At 58.4% G+C, this 21,809-nt stretch carries 15 protein-coding genes and 1 pseudogene; 5 read left to right on the top strand and 11 right to left on the bottom strand.

The window, feature by feature from the left end; genetic code table 11:
• Nucleotides 1–126: 126 nt before the first annotated feature.
• Nucleotides 127–465, top strand: a complete 339-nt coding sequence (locus AU511_RS01945; RefSeq protein ID WP_167371984.1) for a FlxA-like family protein — start codon at nucleotides 127–129, stop codon at nucleotides 463–465.
• A 27-nt stretch (nucleotides 466–492) separates the two neighbouring features.
• On the opposite strand, the gene AU511_RS01940 is transcribed toward AU511_RS01945, so the two are convergent.
• The 5 genes from AU511_RS01940 to AU511_RS01920 form a co-directional block, all read right to left on the bottom strand.
• Nucleotides 493–726 (bottom strand): DUF3820 family protein, encoded by a 234-nt coding sequence (locus AU511_RS01940; protein WP_094100450.1) that lies wholly within the window; start codon nucleotides 724–726, stop codon nucleotides 493–495.
• A 2-nt stretch (nucleotides 727–728) separates the two neighbouring features.
• Nucleotides 729–2,777, bottom strand: a complete 2,049-nt coding sequence (ligA, locus tag AU511_RS01935) for an NAD-dependent DNA ligase LigA (RefSeq protein ID WP_094108599.1) — start codon at nucleotides 2,775–2,777, stop codon at nucleotides 729–731.
• Between the two features lie 11 nt (nucleotides 2,778–2,788).
• A complete protein-coding gene (hldE, locus tag AU511_RS01930; protein WP_094108598.1) occupies nucleotides 2,789–4,216 on the bottom strand; it encodes a bifunctional D-glycero-beta-D-manno-heptose-7-phosphate kinase/D-glycero-beta-D-manno-heptose 1-phosphate adenylyltransferase HldE in 1,428 nt (475 codons plus the stop codon).
• A gap of 116 nt (nucleotides 4,217–4,332) precedes the next feature.
• On the bottom strand, nucleotides 4,333–7,188 hold the full coding sequence (glnE, locus tag AU511_RS01925) for a bifunctional [glutamate--ammonia ligase]-adenylyl-L-tyrosine phosphorylase/[glutamate--ammonia-ligase] adenylyltransferase (protein ID WP_094108597.1): 2,856 nt from the start codon (nucleotides 7,186–7,188) through the stop codon (nucleotides 4,333–4,335).
• A gap of 55 nt (nucleotides 7,189–7,243) precedes the next feature.
• Nucleotides 7,244–8,578, bottom strand: a complete 1,335-nt coding sequence (locus tag AU511_RS01920; protein WP_094108596.1) for a CYTH domain-containing protein — start codon at nucleotides 8,576–8,578, stop codon at nucleotides 7,244–7,246.
• 243 nt (nucleotides 8,579–8,821) lie between these two features.
• On the opposite strand from AU511_RS01920, the gene AU511_RS01915 reads away from it, so the two are divergent.
• On the top strand, nucleotides 8,822–9,442 hold the full coding sequence (locus AU511_RS01915; protein ID WP_094100455.1) for a TIGR04211 family SH3 domain-containing protein: 621 nt from the start codon (nucleotides 8,822–8,824) through the stop codon (nucleotides 9,440–9,442).
• Between the two features lie 91 nt (nucleotides 9,443–9,533).
• On the top strand, nucleotides 9,534–10,766 hold the full coding sequence (locus tag AU511_RS01910; RefSeq protein ID WP_094108595.1) for a multifunctional CCA addition/repair protein: 1,233 nt from the start codon (nucleotides 9,534–9,536) through the stop codon (nucleotides 10,764–10,766).
• A gap of 84 nt (nucleotides 10,767–10,850) precedes the next feature.
• Here the strand turns inward: AU511_RS01910 and bacA are convergent, their stop codons facing one another.
• Both bacA and folB read right to left on the bottom strand, forming a co-directional pair.
• Nucleotides 10,851–11,672 carry an undecaprenyl-diphosphate phosphatase gene (gene bacA, locus AU511_RS01905; RefSeq protein WP_094108594.1) on the bottom strand — a complete coding sequence of 274 codons (822 nt, stop codon included), beginning with the start codon at nucleotides 11,670–11,672 and terminating at the stop codon, nucleotides 10,851–10,853.
• Between the two features lie 140 nt (nucleotides 11,673–11,812).
• Entirely contained in the window at nucleotides 11,813–12,166 is a 354-nt protein-coding gene (gene folB, locus AU511_RS01900; RefSeq protein ID WP_094100458.1) for a bifunctional dihydroneopterin aldolase/7,8-dihydroneopterin epimerase, read from the bottom strand.
• A gap of 107 nt (nucleotides 12,167–12,273) precedes the next feature.
• On the opposite strand from folB, the gene plsY reads away from it, so the two are divergent.
• A complete protein-coding gene (gene plsY / locus AU511_RS01895; protein WP_139829351.1) occupies nucleotides 12,274–12,900 on the top strand; it encodes a glycerol-3-phosphate 1-O-acyltransferase PlsY in 627 nt (208 codons plus the stop codon).
• A 54-nt stretch (nucleotides 12,901–12,954) separates the two neighbouring features.
• On the opposite strand, the gene AU511_RS01890 is transcribed toward plsY, so the two are convergent.
• On the bottom strand, nucleotides 12,955–14,541 hold the full coding sequence (locus tag AU511_RS01890; RefSeq protein WP_094108592.1) for a methyl-accepting chemotaxis protein: 1,587 nt from the start codon (nucleotides 14,539–14,541) through the stop codon (nucleotides 12,955–12,957).
• 290 nt (nucleotides 14,542–14,831) lie between these two features.
• On the opposite strand from AU511_RS01890, the gene ppa reads away from it, so the two are divergent.
• Nucleotides 14,832–15,362, top strand: coding sequence for an inorganic diphosphatase (gene ppa, locus AU511_RS01885; protein ID WP_074728244.1), 531 nt, complete (start codon nucleotides 14,832–14,834; stop codon nucleotides 15,360–15,362).
• A gap of 333 nt (nucleotides 15,363–15,695) precedes the next feature.
• Here ppa and AU511_RS01880 read toward each other — a convergent pair whose 3' ends face one another.
• From AU511_RS01880 to tamA, 3 genes and pseudogenes are all read right to left on the bottom strand, one after another.
• Nucleotides 15,696–16,043, bottom strand: a complete 348-nt coding sequence (locus AU511_RS01880; RefSeq protein WP_094100461.1) for a gamma-glutamylcyclotransferase family protein — start codon at nucleotides 16,041–16,043, stop codon at nucleotides 15,696–15,698.
• Between the two features lie 2 nt (nucleotides 16,044–16,045).
• Nucleotides 16,046–19,888 carry an autotransporter assembly complex protein TamB gene (tamB, locus tag AU511_RS01875; protein ID WP_094108591.1) on the bottom strand — a complete coding sequence of 1,281 codons (3,843 nt, stop codon included), beginning with the start codon at nucleotides 19,886–19,888 and terminating at the stop codon, nucleotides 16,046–16,048.
• Nucleotides 19,885–21,623, bottom strand: a pseudogene (gene tamA / locus AU511_RS01870) (autotransporter assembly complex protein TamA). The gene tamB and the pseudogene tamA overlap by 4 nt, the downstream one beginning before the upstream one ends.
• Nucleotides 21,624–21,809 lie beyond the last annotated feature (186 nt).

Raw genomic sequence — 21,809 nt, 5'->3', positions numbered from 1 at the left:
ACGTTTTCCCCACGCTTTGCCGCAAAATTCTGCGTTTTTTCAGACAAAGTGCTAAATATTCACCCAACTCACCTGTTTTATAATCACTCCATAGCCTGCCAAGGCTGACAAATGGAGGAAGACATCATGGCCGTAATCAGTGCAATAGCGTCGACATCATTCAGCGATTCGTCCAGCAACCGTGATAACACACAAAGGATTGCCCGGTTGCAACAGCAGATACAGCAGCTGACCCAACAACTGAGTCAGGCCACGTCCAGCAGCGGTGAAGATTCAAGCGCTCAGATGCAGATTCAGATGATTGAAGCGCAGATTCAGGCGCTCGCAGCCCAGATTTCCCAGCTGCAATCTTCGCAAACGCAAGGTTATTCCAGCAACAGCAGCACGCCGACCAGCACTTTCTCGACATTGGCGGACGGCATTAATCGTCCCACCGCCAGCAACCAGATCAACGTCTACGTGTAATCGCGAGCGGGAAAAGGAACGAGCCGGTCAGTCAGACCGGCCGTTTGAGGCGTCTTTCAGAGGTTTGATTAACCCCTGCAAGCCTTCCATTTTGATCACCATCGTCAGTTGCAGCAGCTCGCCTAAACGCCCTTCGGGAAACACCTCTTTACGCGCGAACCATAGCAAATACTCTTCCGGCAGATCGATCAACGCCCGACCTTTGTATTTACCAAACGGCATCGTCGTGTTGGCTATCGCCAGCAGGTCGGTTTTTTCCATCGCTATTGCTCCAGCAAGCGCATCATTTCCGCCTCGTCAATGACCGGAATGCCCAGCGACTGTGCTTTGGTCAGCTTTGACCCCGCCGCTTCGCCCGCGATCACCAGATCGGTTTTTTTCGATACGCTGCCGCTGACCTTCGCGCCAAGCGCCGTCAGACGATCTTTCGCTTCGTCGCGCGACAAGACGCTCAACGACCCCGTTAATACCAGCGTTTTACCGGCGAACGGGCTGGAGGATGCGTCCACGTCGACGGCAACCGGTTCGGGCCAATGGATGCCAATCTCGTCGGTAAGCTCCCGGATCACCTGCTGGTTATGCTCTTCATCCAGGAAATTGCGCACGCGCGTCGCCACGACTATCCCGACGTCCTGTACCTGCTGCAACGCGTCCAGATCCGCGTCAGACAGCGCCTGCGGCGTCAGGAAATGCGCAGCCAGACTTGCCGCGGTCGCCTCGCCAACGTCCCGGATGCCCAATGCGTAGAGGAAACGGGCAAAGGTGGTCGACTTCGCTTTCTCCAGCGAGTTGACCAGATTCTGCGCCGACTTCGGCCCCATGCGATCCAGCCCGGTGAGAATACCTGCCGTCAGGCGGAACAGGTCTGCGGGCGTGTGCACGTACTCCTTTTCCACCAGTTGGTCGATAATCTTGTCGCCCATGCCGTCAACGTCCATCGCCCGGCGGGAAACAAAGTGCTTCAGCGCTTCTTTACGCTGGGCGCCGCAGAACAAGCCGCCGGTGCAGCGGGTCACCGCCTCGCCTTCCACCCGCTCGACGTCGGAGCCGCAGACCGGACAATGGTCAGGGAAAACGATAGGCTGCGTTTCCTGCGGACGTTCCGTTAACACAACGCTGACGATCTGTGGGATGACGTCTCCGGCGCGGCGCACCGTTACGCGGTCGCCGATACGAATGCCGAGACGTTCAATTTCATCGGCGTTGTGCAGCGTGGCGTTGCTGACCACCACCCCAGCGACGGCCACCGGCTCCAGCCGCGCGACCGGCGTAATCGCCCCGGTGCGGCCAACCTGAAACTCCACGTCGCGCAGCCAGGTCAGCTGCTCCTGCGCCGGGAACTTGTAGGCGACCGCCCAGCGAGGCGCGCGGGCCACGAAGCCAAGACGCTCTTGCAGCGCGAGATCGTCGACTTTGATCACCACGCCGTCGATATCGAATCCCAGACCGCTGCGCGTTTCTTCCACCTGACGATAGAAGTCCAGCACGGCGTCGCTGCCACAGCATCGCCGAATACGATCGCTGACCGGTAGCCCCCAGGATTTGAAGCGTTGCAGTCGCTCCCAGTGGGAGTCCGGCAGCGAGCCGTCCTCCACCAGTCCGACGCCGTAGCAGAAAAAGGTCAGCGGACGTTTAGCCGTAATGCGCGGATCCAACTGACGCAGCGAACCGGCGGCGGCGTTACGCGGGTTGGCAAACACCTTGCCGCCCGTGCGACGCGCTTCCTCGTTCAGCGTCTCAAAGCCGCCATGCGTCATAAAGACTTCGCCGCGCACCTCCACCCGACGCGGGATATCGTCGCCGCTCAGCCGAAGCGGGATCGCGCCGATGGTGCGAATATTCGAGGTGATGTTCTCCCCCGTCGTCCCGTCGCCGCGGGTAGCGGCACGCACCAGCACGCCCTCTTCATACAGCAGGCTGACCGCCAGTCCATCCAATTTCAGTTCACAGCAGAACGAGAGATCGTCCTCATGTTTCAGGCGATCGTTGATACGCTTGCAGAACGCCAGAAAACTGTGTTCGTCGAAAACGTTGTCCAGCGACAACATTGGCACTTCGTGCCGTACCGACTCGAACGCCGCCAGCGGCTCCGCGCCGACTCGCTGCGTCGGCGAGTCCGGCGTGATCAGCGCCGGATGTTCTTGCTCAAGCGCTTTCAGCTCACGCATCAGACGGTCGTATTCCGCATCAGGAATTTCCGGCGCATCCTCCACATGATACTTGTGCTCGTGATAACGAAGCTGGGTGCGCAGCGTTTCAAGACGTGCTTCAACAGACTGTGAATTCAATGGAGTAAACCCTTTCTCTGACATAACGACATCGATCAGCGGCTGGCCTTGATGGTATTGATGATATTAGTGGTCGAACAGCCGTCCTCAAAGTTCAGTACTTTGACTTCGCCGCCGTTGTCCCAGACTTCTTTGCTGCCCGCGATCTCTTCCGGCTTGTAATCGCCGCCTTTCACCAGAATATCCGGCAGGATTTCGGCAATCAGACGCTGGGGAGTGTCCTCTTCGAACGGCACCACCCAGTCGACGGCTTCCAACGCGCCCAGCACGATCATTCGCTGCATCAGCGGATTGACCGGACGAGTGGGGCCTTTCAGCCGCTGAGTCGATGCATCGCTGTTCACGGCGACAATCAGACGGTCGCCCAATTTGCGGGCGTTCGCCAAATAGGAAACATGGCCGGCATGCAGAATATCGAAGCAGCCGTTGGTCATCACAATACGCTCGCCGCGCTGACGCGCCTGAGCGACCGCCGCTTTCAGCTGCGCTTCGTCCATCGCGCCGAACCCGGTTTCCGCACGACCGCGGACCGCGTTTTCCAGCTCGATCGGCGTAACGGTGGAGGTGCCCAACTTGCCGACCACGACGCCTGCGGCGGCATTGGCCAGGAAGCAGGCTTCTTCCAGCGGATTTCCGGCAGCCAGAGCGGCGGCCAGTACGCCGATGACCGTATCGCCAGCGCCGGTCACGTCATACACTTCCTGCGCCTGCGTCGGAAGATGCAGCGGCGTTTTACCCGGCTGCAGCAGCGTCATGCCCTGCTCTGAACGGGTCACCAGCAGCGCGGAGAGATCCAGATCCGCCATCAGCTGCATACCGCGCGCGACCAGATCGTCTTCGTCGCGGCAGCGCCCTGCGACGGCTTCGAATTCCGACAGGTTCGGCGTCAACAGCGTTGCGCCGCGATAACGAGCAAAATCGGTGCCTTTTGGGTCGATCAGCACCGGCACGCCGGCCGCTTTCGCCGTCTGAATCATGCTTTGAACGTGGACCAGCGCGCCTTTGGCGTAGTCCGACAGCACCAGCGCGCCAATTTTCGGCAGTGCCTGCTGAATGCGCTCAATCATCGGCTCCGGGTCAACGTTGTCGAACCCTTCCTCAAAGTCCAGACGGATCAGTTGCTGGTTGCGAGACAACACCCGCAGCTTGGTAATCGTGGGATGCGTCGCGACGGAGACGAAATCACACTGCACGTTGACTTCGTTCAGTTTGGCATTCAGCGCCCGAGCCGCATCATCGATCCCGGTTAGGCCGACCAGACGCGAACCGGCGCCCAGCGCCGCGATATTCATCGCCACGTTTGCCGCGCCGCCCGGACGCTCCTCGATGGTGTCGACCTTGACCACCGGTACCGGCGCTTCCGGCGAAATACGGCTGGTAGGACCATACCAGTACCGGTCGAGCATGACATCGCCCACCACCAGGACACCGGCTTGACGAAAATCAGGTAGCGTAACTTTCATTCCCTGCTCCAAAAAGGGTTCATTTTAACGCGCGCTATACTACCACAGCTCGCACGACGTCACGGCCCCCCGCAGGGGAAATCCGCGGAGGCGGCGGCGATTTCTCGCGCAATTTATCAGCCCAGCCAGTTTTTCCAGCTGCGTTCCACCTGCTCGCGCTCAGCGCGGAAAAGCGCTTGGCTCACGCGCCCGGAGCGCTCCTGCAAGGCCAGACGATGCAGTTCGTCGCGCAACGTGATGTAAGCCCGCGTTAATGCATTGGCCTCGTCTTCCTCCATCACGCCGTGCTGAGCCATCATCTCCAGAATACGTACATTATCGGACCAGCGCGTTAATGCCGGCTGCGCGTGCGCATAACGCAGGACCAGATACTGCACGATAAATTCGATGTCGATGATACCGCCGGCATCCGCTTTCAGATTGAACGCATCCGGATCCCGTCGGGACTGGTGACGCCGCATCTTCTCACGCATCTCCCGTACCTCGGCGCGTAATGCTTCGCCGTCGCGCGCCCGACAAAGAACATGTCGTCGGGTCGCCTCAAATTGACGCTGGACGCCGGTTTCACCATAAACCATACGCGCGCGAACCAGCGCCTGATGCTCCCATGTCCAGGCATCGTGGCGCTGATAGTCGTCAAACGCGCCGACAGTACTGACCAACATCCCCGCCGCGCCGGACGGCCGCAGTCGCGCGTCCACCTCGTAGAGGATCCCGGACGAGGTGCGCGTGCTGAACAGATGCATGACGCGCTGGGCCAGCCGCAGATAGAACTGGTGGCCGTCGATACTGCGATCGCCATCGGTCATCACGTTCGCCGGGCAGTCGTGCAGAAAGACCAGATCGAGATCCGAACCATAGCCTAGCTCCCAGCCGCCCAGCTTGCCGTAGCCGATCACCGCGAACCCGCGCCCTTCTCGCTGTTGCAGGTGCGACGGCTGGCCATAACGCGTCACCATACTCAGCCAAGCCTGTTGCACCACGGCGGCGATAATCGCCTCGGCCAGATAGGTCAAATGGTCGCTGACTTTCATGACCGGCAGCGCGCCCGCGATATCTCCGGCGGCAATTCTTAGCTGCTGCGTCAGCTTGAACTGGCGCAGCGCTTCCAGCTGTTGCTCCTCGTCCTCTTCCGGTACCCGCATCAAGTATTGGCGCAGTTCATCCGCATAGGCATGTTGCGCCGTCGGTTGATAAAGCGTAGCAGGGTCGAGCAGCTCATCCAGCAGCAGCGGATAGCGCGCCAGCTGGCTGGCGAGCATCGGGGAGGCCGCGCACAGGCGGATGAGGTGCTTCAAGGCCGGACGTGATTCGAGCAGCAGCTCCAGATAGGTCGTTCGCGTGACGATGCCGGTGAGCAGCGGCGTGATGCGCGAGACGATGATATCGGCTTGCTCCTGCTGACAGGCTTCCGCCAGCAGCGCGGGCATCAACTGGTCCAACACGTCCCGGCCACGTGGACCGATAGTGCGGCGAGACAGCTCGGAACGAAAGTCCTGTAGCTGTTGTAACAAATTCGTCCGGTTCGCTTCCGGCAAATGCGGGGTCAGGGACGCTAACTCGGCCTCGTCCAACCCGTCCTGCCACAAGCTGCGAAAATGTTCGTGAGCCGGATCATCGCTGCCGTCGGGGGCGTCGTCGCCGATCAGTTCGTTGAAGACGTCACGCACCGCCTGCGTGTGTCGCGTCAATGCTTCGCAAAGTGACGGCCAGCTATCGCAGGCCATTCCCCAAGACAGGCGGGCCTGATTGAGCGCGTCCTCCGGTAGAGTCTGAGTCTGTTCGTCGGCGATAGCTTGTAACAAGTTTTCCAGCCGCCGCAGAAACAGATAAGCTTCCCGCAGTCGCGACGTTTGCTCCGCAGGCAACACGCCCAGTTCGCCCAACTGTTGCAACGTCGGCAACAGCGAACGCGATTGCAGCTGCGGCTCGCGTCCTCCGCGAATCAGCTGGAAGACCTGGGTGATGAACTCCACTTCCCGAATGCCGCCGGGACCGAGTTTGATGTTATTACGCAGATCGCGGCGACGTACTTCGCGCGCGATCATGTTTTTCATGTTGCGCAGGGACTGGATAACGCTGAAGTCCATGTAGCGCCGGAACACGAACGGACGCAGCAGTTGATTCAGCTCCTGACGATACGCCGCATCCGCTTCGCCGAGTGGCCGCGCTTTTACCATCGCGTAGCGCTCCCAGTCGCGCCCCTGCTCTTGGTAGTAGTCTTCCAGCGCGGTGAAGCTCAGCACCAGCGGACCGCTGTCTCCGAACGGCCTCAGGCGCATATCCACCCGGTACACAAAACCATCTTCGGTGATGTGATCGAGCGCTTTGATGAGCCGTTGACCCAGCCGGGTAAAGAACTGAGCGTTGTCCAGCTCCCGCCGTCCGCCACGCGTATTTCCGTTTTCCGGATAGGCGAAAATCAAATCGATGTCCGAGGAGAAATTCAGTTCCCGACCGCCCAGCTTGCCCATGCCGATCACCATCAGCGGCTGAGGGTCGCCCTGTGGATTGCAGGGCGTACCCCATTCCCGGCAGCAGGCGTCGTATAGCCAGTCGCGGGCGGCGATGACGGACACTTCCGCCAACTCGCTCAGTTGCCGTAGCGTTTCCTCTGTGCCGCACGTACCCAGCGCCTGCGCGAAGGCGATGCGGACCAGCATGCGACGCCGAAACGTGCGAAGCGTAGCCATCAGCGCGGCGTCATCGCGCACCTCGCTCAGCGCCAGTCGCAGCGCGTCCGCATAGTTTTCCCACTCTTCGGGGACCGGCGGAGATTGTCTGATGTCGTGTAGCCAGGCAGGGAAGCGCGCCAGCGCGTCGCTGACGAAATCGCTCATCGCGACCGCCGCCTGCTCCTCCGCCGTCAACGTCGTGAGCGCAGGAGAAGAGGGCCAGCGGGACCCCGCATGCTGGGCCTGAGAGAGTAACGAGGCGGGTAATGGGAAACGGGGCGCAGGAGTGCTGCTCATCGACCTATCCTCACACCGCCGCCTGCTCCGACGACAGGCGGCTGGGTTCATTGCATCATGGTTGTCCGCTGTTCAGCCAGAAAGGCGGACAGGTAATCGCCTGCTTACGGATATCATCCAACGCGACAGGCGCCGGTTGGTGGACATTAAGCTTGGCGATTTGCTGCGCCAGCTCGCGCCAGACGCGAACATAATCGCCCGCCGCCGCCGCCGGATAGAAACCGCCCAGCAGCATAAAAGCGCTCAGTCCACGTTCCAAACGCGGCAGTTGCTGTTCGTAATGCAGCGACGTCAGCGAATGCGCAAAGACGGACTTCAGCTCCGCCAGACTCCGGCTCAGCATGATATCAGCGAAGCGTTTATAGGAACTCCGCAAACGCATGCGCTCGCGGTTATCCATATAACGACGCCAGCCTGCTTCCAGCAGCCAGGTCGTCAGCACCAGTTTACTTTTCAGGTAATCCTTATCGAAGCAGACGGTCTCTGCGTCGAGATCGGTCAAAGCCTTCGCTTCCAGCGCCGTCAAGGCGCCGCGAAATGCCGAGGTCACTTTACGCGGCACCACGCCGCCGACCAGCACCAGCATTTCCCGCAACAGCGTTCCCGCTTCCAGCATGCTGTCGCGCGCGGCCTGATCGCCCCGCACCCACAGCTCTTCGTGATACTGCCAGTGCGTCAGCCCAAACTCCAGACCCGCCTCAATTCCCTCATCGAGCGTCATTTTGTCTTTAACCGGCATGAACGTCAGGGCGTGTCGGTCACGCGGCGGATTGCCTTTAGCCAGCTGATAACCGCGGGCCGCTTTGCTCAAGTAGCCCTGCCGCAGGCCGCCCACGTCGGAAAGCTCGTCGGCGAATTCCAGCAGGTCGCTACGCTGTCCGACCTTCAGCTCCAACTCCAGCTCGCAAATCGGCTCCTGCCATTCCCCGGCCACCACCTCGCCGCGATCGAGCACCATTTCGATAATGCTTTGGTGATGAGACACGACCCAGACTTCACGACGGAAATCGGTGCTGAACAACGGCGTTAACTCTGCCGCCAATGCGTCAAGGTCGCAGTGCTCCGGCCAAATATCGTCCGGCAACAGACGAATGTCCAACTGCGGTCCTGCCAGCTCGACGTTATATTCCGGATGCTGATGCAGGCCGCCGACCACCTTGCCCGCCGTTTTGGCGGTCATTTCGTAGCGGCCGTTTTCCCCACGGATACGCAGCCCGATACCGTGCTGACGCAGGTAGCCGTCCGGCGTTTCGTAATAAATGTTCGCCAACTGATGCGCATGTAAATGCTTGCTGTGGCTGTAGTCGCTCTTCCACTGGTTCAGCTGCGCTTGCAAAGCGGGCACCGTGGCTGGATGGACGATAAATTTCAGTTCGATCTCTTCACTCATAATAGTTAGCTACACCGGATGCTGCGGGAATCTCGTCAGTAAATAACATTTTACGCTACCTTGCCACCGTTGCCATCGCCTCGCCGCTGCAGGCCGCCAGACGTGCGGCCATCACCATCATCGGTTATCCTGCGTCTTCGGCTGACAAACAAGAGTAAGACAGTTCCCATTTAGGTTTGTCACCCGCGTCGTCAGACTTATCCGACGAATATTACACATTCATTCACGCAACCTGATGATCTTATGCAGAAATTACGCTTTATTATTGCCGGCCTCGTTGGCCTTGCCGTCACCTTTGGCGCCCAGGCGGAAGAAAAACGCTACATCTCCGATGAACTCATCACCTACATTCACAGCGGACCGGGCAACCAGTACCGTATTGTCGGCACGCTGAAGGCGGGTGAAGAAGTCTCCGTCGTGGAAGTCAACGATGGAGCGGGCTATGCCCAGATCCGCGACAGCAAAGGCCGCGCCAGCTGGATCCCGCTCGATCAGCTGAGCCAGATGCCTAGCCTGCGCACCCGCGTGCCGGATCTGGAGAATCAGGTGAAAGTCCTGACCGACAAGCTGACCCACATCGACCAGAGCTGGAACCAGCGCACTGCGGATATGCAGCAAAAAGTCGCCGCCAGCGATAACGTGATCACCGGGCTGCAGCGCGAAAATCAGGATCTGAAAAATCAGCTGGTCGTGGCGCAGAAGAAGGTCAACGCCGCCAACGTGCAATTGGATGACAAACAGCGCACGTTGATCCTACAGTGGTTCATGTACGGCGGCGGCGTAGCAGGCGCTGGTCTGCTGCTGGGGCTGGTGTTGCCGCATCTGATCCCACGTCGCAAGAAAAACGATCGCTGGATGGGCTAATCCTTTGCCCGTATTCAAACCCGACGCTGAACATCAATAAAGGTTATAGTGAGCCATAGTCACTAAGAAACCGTAGATTCAGGAGTTGGGTTTGAAGATTTACCTTGTGGGTGGCGCCGTGCGCGATGGTTTGTTGCATCAACCCGTCACCGAGCGCGACTGGGTGGTGGTCGGTGCCACGCCCGAAACACTGTTAACACTCGGCTATCAGCAGGTCGGCAGGGACTTCCCCGTCTTCCTGCATCCCACCAGCCGCGAAGAGTACGCCCTGGCCCGAACGGAACGTAAATCCGGGCAGGGATATACCGGTTTTGTCTGCAACGCCAGTCCGGATGTCACGCTGGAAGACGATCTCCAGCGCCGCGATCTGACCATCAATGCCATCGCGCAAGATGAAGACGGCAGCCTGATCGATCCCTACGGCGGCCAGCGCGATCTCGAATCCAAACAACTCCGCCACGTTTCCGATGCATTCGGCGAAGATCCGCTACGGGTGTTGCGCGTTGCGCGATTCGCCGCCCGCTACGCTCATCTAGGCTTTACGATAGCGCCGGAAACGCTGGCCCTAATGCGTCAGATGGTCGACAGCGGCGAACTCGACAGCCTGACGCCGGAACGCGTGTGGAAAGAGACCGAAAAGGCGCTGGGGTCGAACTCGCCACAGGTCTATTTCGAACGGCTGCGGGACTGCGGCGCGCTGCAGGTCTTGTTCCCCGAAATCGACAATCTGTTTGGCGTCCCCGCGCCTGCGCAATGGCACCCGGAAATCGACACCGGCGTTCATGTCATGATGACGCTGGGGATCGCGGCGCAGCTCAGCCCCGAGATCGACGTGCGGTTCGCCTCGCTGTGCCACGACGTCGGCAAAGGTCTGACGCCGCCGTCGCTGTGGCCGCGCCACCACGGACATGGTCCGGCGGGCATCAAGCTAATTGAAGCGTTGTGTCAACGGCTGCGGATCCCCAATCAGATACGCGATTTGGCGAAACTGGTGGCGGAGTTCCACGATCTGCTGCACACCGCGCCGATCCTACAGCCCAAGACGCTGCTGAAGCTGTTCGACAGCATCGATGTCTGGCGCAAACCTCATCGTCTGGACCAGCTGATCCTCACCAGCGAAGCCGATGCGCGCGGCCGTACCGGCTTTGAGAACAAGCCTTATCCGCAAGGCGATTATCTGCGTGAAGCTTTCAAGGTTGCGAGCAGCGTCACCAGCGCACAGGTCGTAGCCGATGGCTTTCGCAACGTGGCGATTCGCGACGAACTGCACTGGCGACGCCGCCGCGCGCTGCAAAACTGGAAAGACCAGCAGGACGCGGACTAAAAAAACGGCCTTTCCTTCATGCGTCGCCGCAGGGGGAAAGGCCGTATGTTGAGCCATACTGGTCGCGGGGCTCTTCCCGCTTTGTTACATGAAGATCAGATACACCGCCGCGCCGACGATGAAACGGTAAATGGCGAAGGGCACAAACGACATCCGCTTGATCACCGCCAGGAACGTTTTAATCGCGATCATGGCGACGACGAACGCCGTGACAAAGCCAATGGCAAACATCGGCACCGCCGACATGCTCATCAGATGCCAGTTTTTATACAAATCCAGCCCGCTGGCCCCCAGCATCATCGGCACCGCCAGGATGAAGGAAAACTCAGACGCCGCATAACGGCTCACGCCCGTCAACATCCCGCCGGAGATGGTCGCGCCGGAGCGGGAAAATCCCGGCCATAGCGCCAGACACTGAAAGCACCCGATATAGAAAGCCTGGCGATAACTGATATCATCCAGCCCCTCCGCGCGCGGGGTTTTAGGACGCCATTTTTCGGCAATCAGCAGCAAAATACCGCCGGCGATCAACGCCCATGCCACCATCTGCGGATTAAACAGCGTTTTGATGGCGTCGTGGAAAAACATCCCCAGCACCACCGCCGGCCCCATTCCCAACAAGATATGCACCAGCGTCAAACGCCCTGTGGGCTTGATGCCCTCATGGGGCTGGCGTCCAAAATGGATGCCGATCAGGCCGAACATGCGCCGCCAGAACACGACGACCACTGCCAGAATAGACCCCAGCTGAATCACCACCTCGAAGGTTTTCGACAGATCGTTCTCAAATCCCAACCAATGACCGACCAGGATCATATGTCCGGTCGAGGAGACCGGTAAAAACTCCGTCAGACCCTCGACGATCCCAAGGATAAACGCCACCAGCAACGTGTATGAATCCGTCATTACCTGTTCAGCTCCATCAAACCGTAACCATAAAAAAGCGGCCTCGCTGCACGCGAGCCGCTGCATATGAAACGACATTAAAATAATGAGATTACGAGATAATGACCTTAGGAAGGGTCTCTAATCATGACATACCGGAATTATCTCATTCCTCGCTCGATCACCACGCCGACCGCGCGAGCCTGAGCGACTGCTCCCGGTTTGCTGACTTTAAGACGCATCCACGGTATCCCGAATCGTTTCATCAGCATTTGGACCACATCTTCGGCCACGCGTTCAACCAGCGCGAACCGCTGTGTGGAGACCAGCTCAATAACCGCCTCGCTGACATCCGCATAGCTTAGACAATCTTTAACGTCATCGCTGGCGGCGGCGGCGCGGTTGTCCCAGCCCATTTCAATATCGAACACCAGCTTCTGCTGAATGGTCTGCTCCCAGTCGTAAACGCCGATCGTGGTAATCACGCTAAGTTCTTCGATAAATACGATATCCATTACCTTACCCTCTGTTTTTGCGGCTGCCGGATACCACTTCCGGCCGAATATGCGTATTATCCTTGGATGCTAATATTAAAACGACCTTTATTAGACGGACGCATACTATGAGTGCTACCGCGCTGGGAATGATTATCCTCGCGTATCTGTGCGGCTCGATTTCCAGTGCGATTCTGGTCTGTAGGATCGCAGGATTGCCAGACCCACGCGAAAACGGCTCCGGAAACCCGGGCGCCACCAACGTCTTACGCGTCGGCGGTAAAGGGGCTGCCGCCGCCGTACTGCTTTTCGATGTTCTCAAGGGAATGCTGCCGGTGTGGGGCGCTTACGCGCTGGGCGTCCCGCCCTTTTATCTCGGCTTGATCGCCATCGCCGCCTGTTTGGGCCATATCTATCCGCTGTTCTTTCGCTTTCACGGCGGTAAAGGGGTAGCGACGGCGTTCGGCGCGATCGCGCCTATCGGCTGGGATTTAACCGGATTGATGACGGGGACGTGGCTGTTAACCGTGCTGCTAAGCGGGTATTCGTCGCTAGGCGCTATTGTGAGTGCGCTCATCGCGCCGTTTTACGTCTGGTGGTTTAAACCGCAGTTGACCTTCCCTGTCGCCATGCTCTCCTGCCTGATATTGGTCCGCCACCATGACAACATCCAGCGTTTATGGCGTGGTCGGGAGACCAAAATCTGGAAAAAACGACACGGGAACGCCTCTTCATCCTCTTCCGAACAGAAGTAACCCGCATCGTTTTGTTCACGACGCCGCTGACACGCAGCGACGCGTGAGTTCCGTTTAGCTGCGGGCAATCGCGGCCAACGGCTCATTTCCCAGCTTAAACAGCGCCATACTGGCCGCCAGTTCTATCGACTGTTCTTCCAGCGAACGCGTCGCAGAAGCCGACTCCTCAACCAAAGACGCGTTCTGCTGCGCCACGCTGTCCATCTGCGAAACGGCGGTGTTGACCTGATCGATGCCGTTGCTTTGTTCGCGGGTCGCGGTGGAAATCTCGCCCATCAGCGTCGTCACCTGCACCACGGCGGACGAAACGTCTTTCATAGTTTCACCGGCGACCTGCGCGATTTCCGTGCCTTCACGCACCTGAACATGCGAATCTTCCAACAGCGTTTTAATCTCTTTAGCAGACTGCGCGCTGCGCTGGGCCAGACTACGGACTTCGCCGGCCACTACGGCGAAGCCGCGTCCCTGCTCGCCTGCACGCGCTGCTTCAACCGCCGCGTTCAACGCGAGAATGTTGGTCTGGAAAGCGATGCCGTCGATCATCGCCAGAATGTCCGCCACGCTCGCCGTGCTCTGGGAGATCAGCTCCATTTTTTCCAGCATCCGACGAACGGCGTCGCTGCCCTTGTCGGCGATATCGGCCACGTTCTGCGACAGCAGGTAGGCCTGGTCGGCGCTTTCCGCATTCAGTTTAACCGTAGAAGACAACTGCTCCATGCTGGCGGCGGTCTGCTCCAATGAGGCCGCTGACTCCTCGGTACGCTCCGCCAGATTGACGTTGCCGGCAGCCAGCTCTCGCGTGCCGACCTCAATATGACTCCCCGCATCGCGCACTCGTCCGACAGCGTTCGCCAGCGCCTCCTGCATCGTCTTCATCGCTTGAATCAGGCGGCCAATTTCATTCTTGCCGCCGTCTTCAATATGCTGGGACAGATCGCCGCCAGCAATGACTTCCAGCTGATAGACGGAGCGATCCAACGGTTGCAGGATCAGACGCTTGATCACGACCCAGGCCACACCGGACAGCAGCAACGTCAGCACGCAGGAGAGACCGATAATCGACAGGCGACTTAACGCCAGCTCTTCGGCTTTGGTGAGCAGATTGTCCCCCACCATGACGGCGAAGACGCGGAAGTCGTTAATGGCTTTATCCATCGCCATGCTATAAGGCACCACAACATCTTGTGTGATTTTGTAGAACTCGACGGTGTCGCCTTTTTTCAACGCTTCCATCATCGGGGTGATGCCCAGATTACGGTAGTTTTCATAGCTGGTTTTGATCTGCTCGGCCAAGATCGCGCCTTTGGCGGTCACCGTGCCGTACGCCAGAAACTCATCCATATCCTTGCGAGAACGGTCCAGATAACTTTCAACGCGCGACAGCGTTTCCTTCGCCCGGGTAACATTGCCTTCATCCATCTGCCGTGCGGCCTGATAGGCGGTAGTGCGGGCTCGCAGCGTCGCCGTATAGCTCGCCGCCAGCGTCCCAAGTTCTTTCCCCTGTATTTTATCGATCGAGCTTAACGAAGCATTTCCCTGGCTGATTGCGTTGGCGCCAATACCGCTGACCAGCAGCAGCAGCAGTACCATGACGCTCAACAACACAATCAGGCTGGACTTCACCGTGATATTTTTCAACATCCCAAAATCCCTCTTAACTTAATGAAAAAGCCGTGAAAAATAGATAAATCTCATTAAAGAAGCCCCCTTCTTATCGGATCATCACCCTGACTCTTCAATTAAATTAATTATTATATTGGTTATGATTAGCTTGCTAGTGACCCCTCAATGACGTAAGCCCCCGGCTGAAGCAGCCCTAGCCCTGCGGCACGCCGAACCGGCGTCCGTACTGCTAAAAACCGCGACTTTCACGACGAGTTGGCTATAATGACCGCCACTCCATTTCTGGTTTGAAAGAGAAGGAAACCGACATGAGCTTGAATACGGTGCCGGCAGGCAAATCGCTTCCGGAAGATATTTATGTAGTCATCGAAATTCCCGCGAATTCCGATCCCATTAAATATGAAGTAGACAAAGAAACCGGCGCGCTGTTTGTCGACCGCTTTATGTCTACAGCGATGTTCTACCCGTGCAACTACGGTTACATCAACCACACTCTGTCGCTGGACGGCGATCCGGTCGATGTACTGGTTCCAACCCCATATCCGCTGCAGCCAGGCTCAGTGATCCGTTGCCGTCCGGTCGGCGTACTGAAAATGACCGACGAATCCGGTGAAGATGCCAAGGTCGTTGCCGTACCGCACAGCAAACTGAGCAAAGAGTACGAGCACATTCAGGATGTGAACGATCTGCCTGAACTGCTCCGTGCGCAGATCGGCCATTTCTTTGAGCACTACAAAGATCTGGAAAAAGGCAAGTGGGTGAAAGTGGAAGGCTGGGACAACGCTGAAGCCGCAAAAGCGGAAATCGTTGCTTCGTTCGAACGCGCCAAAAACAAGTAATCCCGCAGTGAAAGCGCAGCGGGAAGACGTTCCCGGCAGCGCATGACCTGTCTCTGCAAGGGGGCTGAGGCTTAATGTCTCAGCCCCCTTGTCGTTTGAACGCCTGCCCGTTGTTCTCCCCCGGCCCCTTTTCGCGATCGCGCGCATTGGCGGTAAGAAGGGGTAATTGATGGGAGAGGCATTCCCTAGCGACAGGCATAAAAAAACACCGCAACTGGCGGTGTTTTTTAGTTACTGAAGCAGAATGAAAAACGATTTCCCGGTTTTTACGCCTGCCCTGCCCCGTCATGAGCAAAGCGCCGCGTGTCGGGGTAGCAGAACGATGAAAGGCAGTTACGCGTCGTCGTCGCGTTTAGACCAGTCGCCGCTACTGATGCGCCGCAGCCCCATCACGGAGCGCTGATAAAGATAGATCCAAGCGCTACCGTAAGGGGTAAATATCAGCTTGCGTTGATATTCGCCCCCGTCTCGTTTTAAAGCATCCAACTCGGTCAGGATGGAGGAACTTATGCGATAGACTTCGCCGTATACCGCCCCCTCACCCGCCACTGCCGCCGGATAGTGACCCAAATCATACAGCTCATAACCTTCAAGCTGGTGGTCGCCTAACCATTGTGCATTGGTCATCCAATGACTATTTCCCTGTTTGCGTCGTAAACTGCCATACACAATAATTCGCATCGCTAAAACTCGAACTGATAGAGCACATCTAATGCCTGACTGACGCCAGACACCGCCTCCAGATATAGTTTCGGCATTAAACGATAACGCAGCGTTAACGTTGCCAGTGAATCAAATATACCCACGCCATATTTGACTTGCAGGCCCGGCGCGACGTAACCGCTGACGACGACTTGGGAACTATCGCCAGCGCCCTGTGTGTCCAGAGCTAAATTGCTTACGCCAAAAGCCTCGCCGATTTTACCCACAACTTGACCTGTCTGCGCAACCCCCAGACCGATCAGTGCGGAGGTCATCATTGAGCTATCGGTTCCGCTGCTATCCAGCCCCTGACCGCGTAGCAGATAGGACAATGCTTCCTGCTGCGACAGAGTCGGATCGGAGAAGACCTCCAGCTTGGGCGCCGACGCGGAGCCGGTGACGCGAATCCCCACCGTGACATCATCTTCCGTGTTGTCGGGGTTACGAATCGCCTCGATATTTAGCATCGGCTGTCCCGGCGGCCCCGCAAATAGCAGCTGACCTTTGCGAACCTGCAGATCCTGACCATACGCTTTGAATCGTCCGCTGGGAATATTGATTTGACCATTAAGGCCCAAACCACGCTCATCCTGCGCCACTTTCAAATCCCCCGCCAGATTGGCTTTCAGACCGTAGGCGTCGAGTTTGACGTCGTCCCCGATGTGGATAGTCAGATTGCTGTTAATCGGAATCGAGGTCGATTTCTGCTGCGTCGGTTTCCCTTCTTCATTCAGCATTACCTCATCGGACGAGACGCTGACCGAACTGGCCGGTAGATCATGCACAACGATGCGCGCCCACGGAATGTTCACCGACCCGTTCAGCGCCAGCAGCTGAGGCGTGGCTTCGAAAACGATATCGGGCGACACATCCAGACGCACCATCGGCGGCACCGTCACCCGCATGCGATCGCCTTTCACGGCAACGCGCGCGCGCCAGGCATCGGGCTGCGACCAGTCGGCGCCCCCGGCCAGGTTGACCTGTCCCTGTGTGGTCTTGAGGAACCCTTGCAGCGTGGAGGACATCCCGTTGAAGTACACCGCAAGGCGGCCATTCTTCAGGTCGACCGGCATCCAGTTGCCGTCAATATCCAGTTTTTCCAACACCATCTGACCGAAGAGCTGCGGACGTTCGACGCTGCCGCCCAGTCGCAGATTGGCGTTCACAATACCGGCAGCCTTCTCGCCTTGCTGCAAAGCTGGGTTGAGCATGTCCAGCGACAGCGTATCGATGGTGACCGTACCGCTCAGGTTGCGCCGCTGCTGCGGGTCGCTAATCAGCACGTCCCCGTTCAGACGGCCATTGCCGCGAATCGCCATCCGCCAGCCGATTTTGGCCTGACCACGGTCAAGGCCGGCATTCAGCGTCAGCGTGTCAAACACCACCGGCAGCGCGCCCCCCTGCATCTGTTGACGCACGCTCACACCGTCGCCGTTCAGCGTGACCTTGGCCTGCGGCAGTCCGCCGTTTGCCTGCCAGCTGACGTCGGCATCGCCGGAGAACCGCCCGGTCAGCACCGTATCTTCACTCAGGAAAGGCTCAAGCATCGCCAGATCGAAGCGATTAAGCCGCACGCTGGCCTGTCCGCTGGGGCCGGCCTCAATCGGCTTCGGCACGCACACTTCCGCATGCGGATTGACCCAGCAGTGGGTGCCGACGGTGATTTTCTGCGCCGCCGCCAGATAGTCCAGCGACATGGCTTGCGTCAGCCGCCACTCGCCGACCGGCGTGTCAAAACGGGTATTGTTCAGCGTCCCGCGCCAGCGTTCCTGAGCGCGGTCGAAGCTGCCGTTCAGCGCAAGCTGGCCGGAAACCGGCTCGCCTTTCACCGTGAGCTGAAGTTGATGTTTGATTTCATTGCCGCCCGCTTCCAGATCGACCGAGCTCACCTTCAACGAACCTTGCGTGAGCTGGGCCACCTTCAGCGCCAGCGTCCCTTGGATCTGCTGGTCCGTGCGGACATCGCTTTTCAGATCGATACGCTGGATCCGCAGATCCTGCCAGCGCAGCGCAGAAGCCGTTAAGTCGGCGTGCACCTGAGGCGCGTCCCGACGGCCGTCCAGGCGAAGATTTCCGAGGATATGCCCGCCCAGACCGGGCAGCATGCCATTGAGCTCCGGCGCGTTGATATCGGCCAACAGCTGCCAGCGGTCGTCCAGCTTTCCCTTAACATCGATCTGGTTGCGGCCGAGCGCCAGATTTAGCCCGGGCACGTTCCACTGCCCTGCCGCATTCCCGCTCAGCGAACCTTTCGCCGTCAGCTTGTTCTCGCGGATGCTGCCGTCCATCTGCAACTGAGGCACCTGTACCTGCCAATCGCTGCCGGACACCACTTTCCCATTAGCCTTGATGATGCCGTTGAGACGCACCGGCCAGTCGGGCCACTGTCGGCCCGTATTGATCCCGCTAATGGTCAACGCGCTGCTCCAGTTGATGGCATCGCGCCAATCGACTTTCGCGGTGATATCGCTGTAGCCTTTGAACGCGTCGAGACGCAGGTGCGCCAGTTCGAACTGCTGTAAGTCACCCTTCCCTTCGACCCGCAACGAAGCGGGCGGAACGGCGCTGCCGCGGATATCGCCCTTCACGTTGAGCGCATAGTCCGTCGCTTTGCCGCCGAAATTCACCAGCAGATTGTTCATTTGATACTGCGCGGTGCCGGTCATCGGCCAGCGCAGTTGGGAACTTTGCAGCTTCAGCGTCAGCGGCAGCCCCTGCTCGGCCAGCGCCGTGTCGATATTCAGCTGCGCGCGTTGCGGACCGGAGAGATTCATCGCCAGCTTCAGTTGCTGTCGCAAAGCGCCGTCAACGGTGAGCTTCAGGCGCTCTCCCTTCAACGGGTCGATATTGAGCGCGCCATTGGCGTTAAACGTCACCGGCCAGTCGCCATTGAGCGTCGCCGCGCCGTTTGCGAACAGCGATCCCTGCGGGGACTGCACGCTGAACCGCTGTAGCGTCACCGCCTGTTTCAGCGTCGAGGCCTGGAGTTGCAGTCGGTTGATCGTCACATCCTGATCGCCGGTGACACGCAGCTGCTCGCCGGTGATATCGGCGATAGTAACGTCCAGCGGCAGAGTGATGGCCGGCATGTCATTCAGCAGCGGTTTGGCGAATATCGCCTGCAACCGTTCGCCTAACGGCGGTTCAGCCGGCGTTTTCTCCTTCGCCGCGTCCTTGGCGCCCTTATCCTGAGACGCTTTCGCGACCTGCGGCAGCGTCTGCGCGACGTCGCCCGCCGTCACGTCGTCTTTGACGACCAGTCCCGCAGGGGTTTTAGGCAACGCGACCAGTAAAGAGGCGATGCGGGTCGGCTGTAACGTCAGCGACCGCCCCTGCCAAAACATACCGGTCTGAAACTCCGCCAGCGACATGGCGATATCGTCCACCGTCACGCGGGTGTTTTGCAGGCTGAAATGTTGCAGGTCGAGCGTCAGCGGAGTGGAGATCTCCGTGGTCGGTTCGCTGGCGGTCGTCGTCTCCTGAGCTGCGGGCGGCATGGCTTTTGTGTCCACCACCACGTCCAGCCCCTGTAATGACAGGTCGTTGATACACAGCTTACTGTGCCACAGACAGCTCGGCGTCAGAGCCAAATGCAGACGGGTCGCCTTCACCGTCACGCCCGGCATCTGATAGCTGAAGTCCTGTAACGTCAGGTCGCGCCAGCCGCCGTCCACTTTCCCTATGGCTAATCCCGGCACCCAGCGCGTAGCCGAGTTCAGCATGAAATGCAGCCCTGGCGTCGTCGTCACCAGCAGCGTCAGCGCCACGATCAGCGCAAGTAATACGGCAATGAGGCCGATCCCGATTTTTTTCAACTTACTCATAATTCCGGCCCCAAACCGATGTAGAACTGTAAACCGTGTTTTTCCGGATCGCCGATAGGCCGTGCGATATCCAGCTTGATTGGCCCGACAGGGGAAGCCCAGCGAACGCCAACCCCCGCCCCGGTTTTAAAGTTGCTCTGTTTGAAGTCGTTAACCGCCTCACCGCTGTCGATAAACGCCGCGCCCCACCATTTGCCGGTAACGTTGTATTGGTATTCGAGCGAGCCCGTCGCGAGACGGGCGGCCCCGGTCAACTTGTCGTCGCCGTCGCGGGGGGAGATAGATTTGTATTTGTAGCCACGAATGCTGCGATCGCCACCGGCAAAGAAACGCAGGGACGGCGGCACGCGGGAGAAGCTGCCGGTTTCAATCCAGCCCAGATTGCCGCGCACGACGAACCGGTGTTTTTCTTCCAAGGTACGGATCCAGACGTTCTGCGCCTGGAAGACGGAGAAATCGATATCGGATCCCCAGGCAGTATTGGACACATCGATGGAGTAGCTTTGCGAATCTCCCCACGTCGGCATCAACCCGCCCCGCTGACGGGTGCGGTTCACATTGAAACCGGGGTAGAGCAGCATCGTTGTGTCAGTCACCGACCCCTGAGTAAAGTGATCCAGACTCCAGCGCAGGTTGACCGACCGCTGCCAGCCGCTTGAATAGTTCCAATAACGGGCCACGTTCAGGGTAGTGGAGTCCGCCTTGGTATCATTGAGATCTTCACGCTTGAAGCCGCCTTGCAGCAGGTAATACTGCTCCAGAGGATTGGCGAGTAGCGGGATTTTATAGCTTAGATCGAGCTGCTGCTCCGGTGCAGAAACGCTGAAACTGCTTTGCAGACTGTGGCCGCTGGAGTTGACCCAGGGTTTGTTCCAGGTGGTTTTCAGGCGCGGACCGACGTCTGTGGCGTAGCCGACCCCGGTTTCCACCGTGTTATGGGTACGTGGAGATAGCACCGCCTCCATCGGCAGCTCTTTATTTGTCTTTTCTCTTCCCCGTTGCAGATCGGGGGAAACCACCACGGAGTTAAACCATCCGGTGGCCGAGAGTCGGCGGTTGAATTCGCCCAGCTGCTCAGAGGTGTAGTAATCGCCTTCATGGAAAGGCAGCAGCGCGCGGACATACTCTTCCCGGATCTGCGAGCCTTCAATGCTCAGTGCGCCGAAGCGGTAGCGCTCGCCGCTGTCGTAGTCGATGTCCCAGAAGGCTGATGGGTCGAGTCCATCACCCCTAGCTGGCTTTTGAGAAAGTGTGCGTCGAAGTAGCCTTTACTGACGGCCAGGGTATTCAGATCGCTTTTGAAATCGTCATAATCGCCGTGATTGAGGACCATGCCTATCGCCGGCGTCTTTTCTTTCCGCAGCTTCAGGAAATCCTCGTCATCATGGGCATGTCCTTCTATATCGACGTCCACACCGGCGATTTTTACCGGCTCTCCCGGCGAGACTTTGACCATCAGCACCGGTCGGCCGCCGCTGACCGCCGGTAAGAACTGAAAGTCGATTTCAGGATCGTAATAACCAAGCGCCCGCAACCCTTGCCGGATGGCATTGTTGACGCGTGAGCGGAAGCGTCCATCGGCGCTGACTTCGTCAGCGGTAATGGTAGACAGCTGCGCCCGCACGTTCTTTTGCAGTTCTCCCGTCAGCCCCGTAACCTGCAAACGAACGTTGGAAGCGGCACCGACAGAAGCACTTGCCAGCATCAATCCGCACAGACCTAACACACGACACAGGCGGATGCCGCCAGTGCGATAAAAATTCCTCTTCAATGTAAAAATCGCCACTGCGCTCCCTGATCACCCGATTGAATTAAATTATTTCTCTTTAGCCATAGATATTAGCCGGTAAAGCCTAAAATATAGTGTATACAAGGGGAAAGTTGCTCGCACACCCTTTTATCCTGCCCGGCAGATACCGGA

Origin of the sequence: Lonsdalea iberica, assembly GCF_002111585.1 — a bacterium.
Lineage (GTDB): Bacteria > Pseudomonadota > Gammaproteobacteria > Enterobacterales > Enterobacteriaceae > Lonsdalea > Lonsdalea iberica.
Note: the sequence above shows the minus strand (reverse complement) of the source record. Positions and strands in the feature narration are given on the sequence as shown.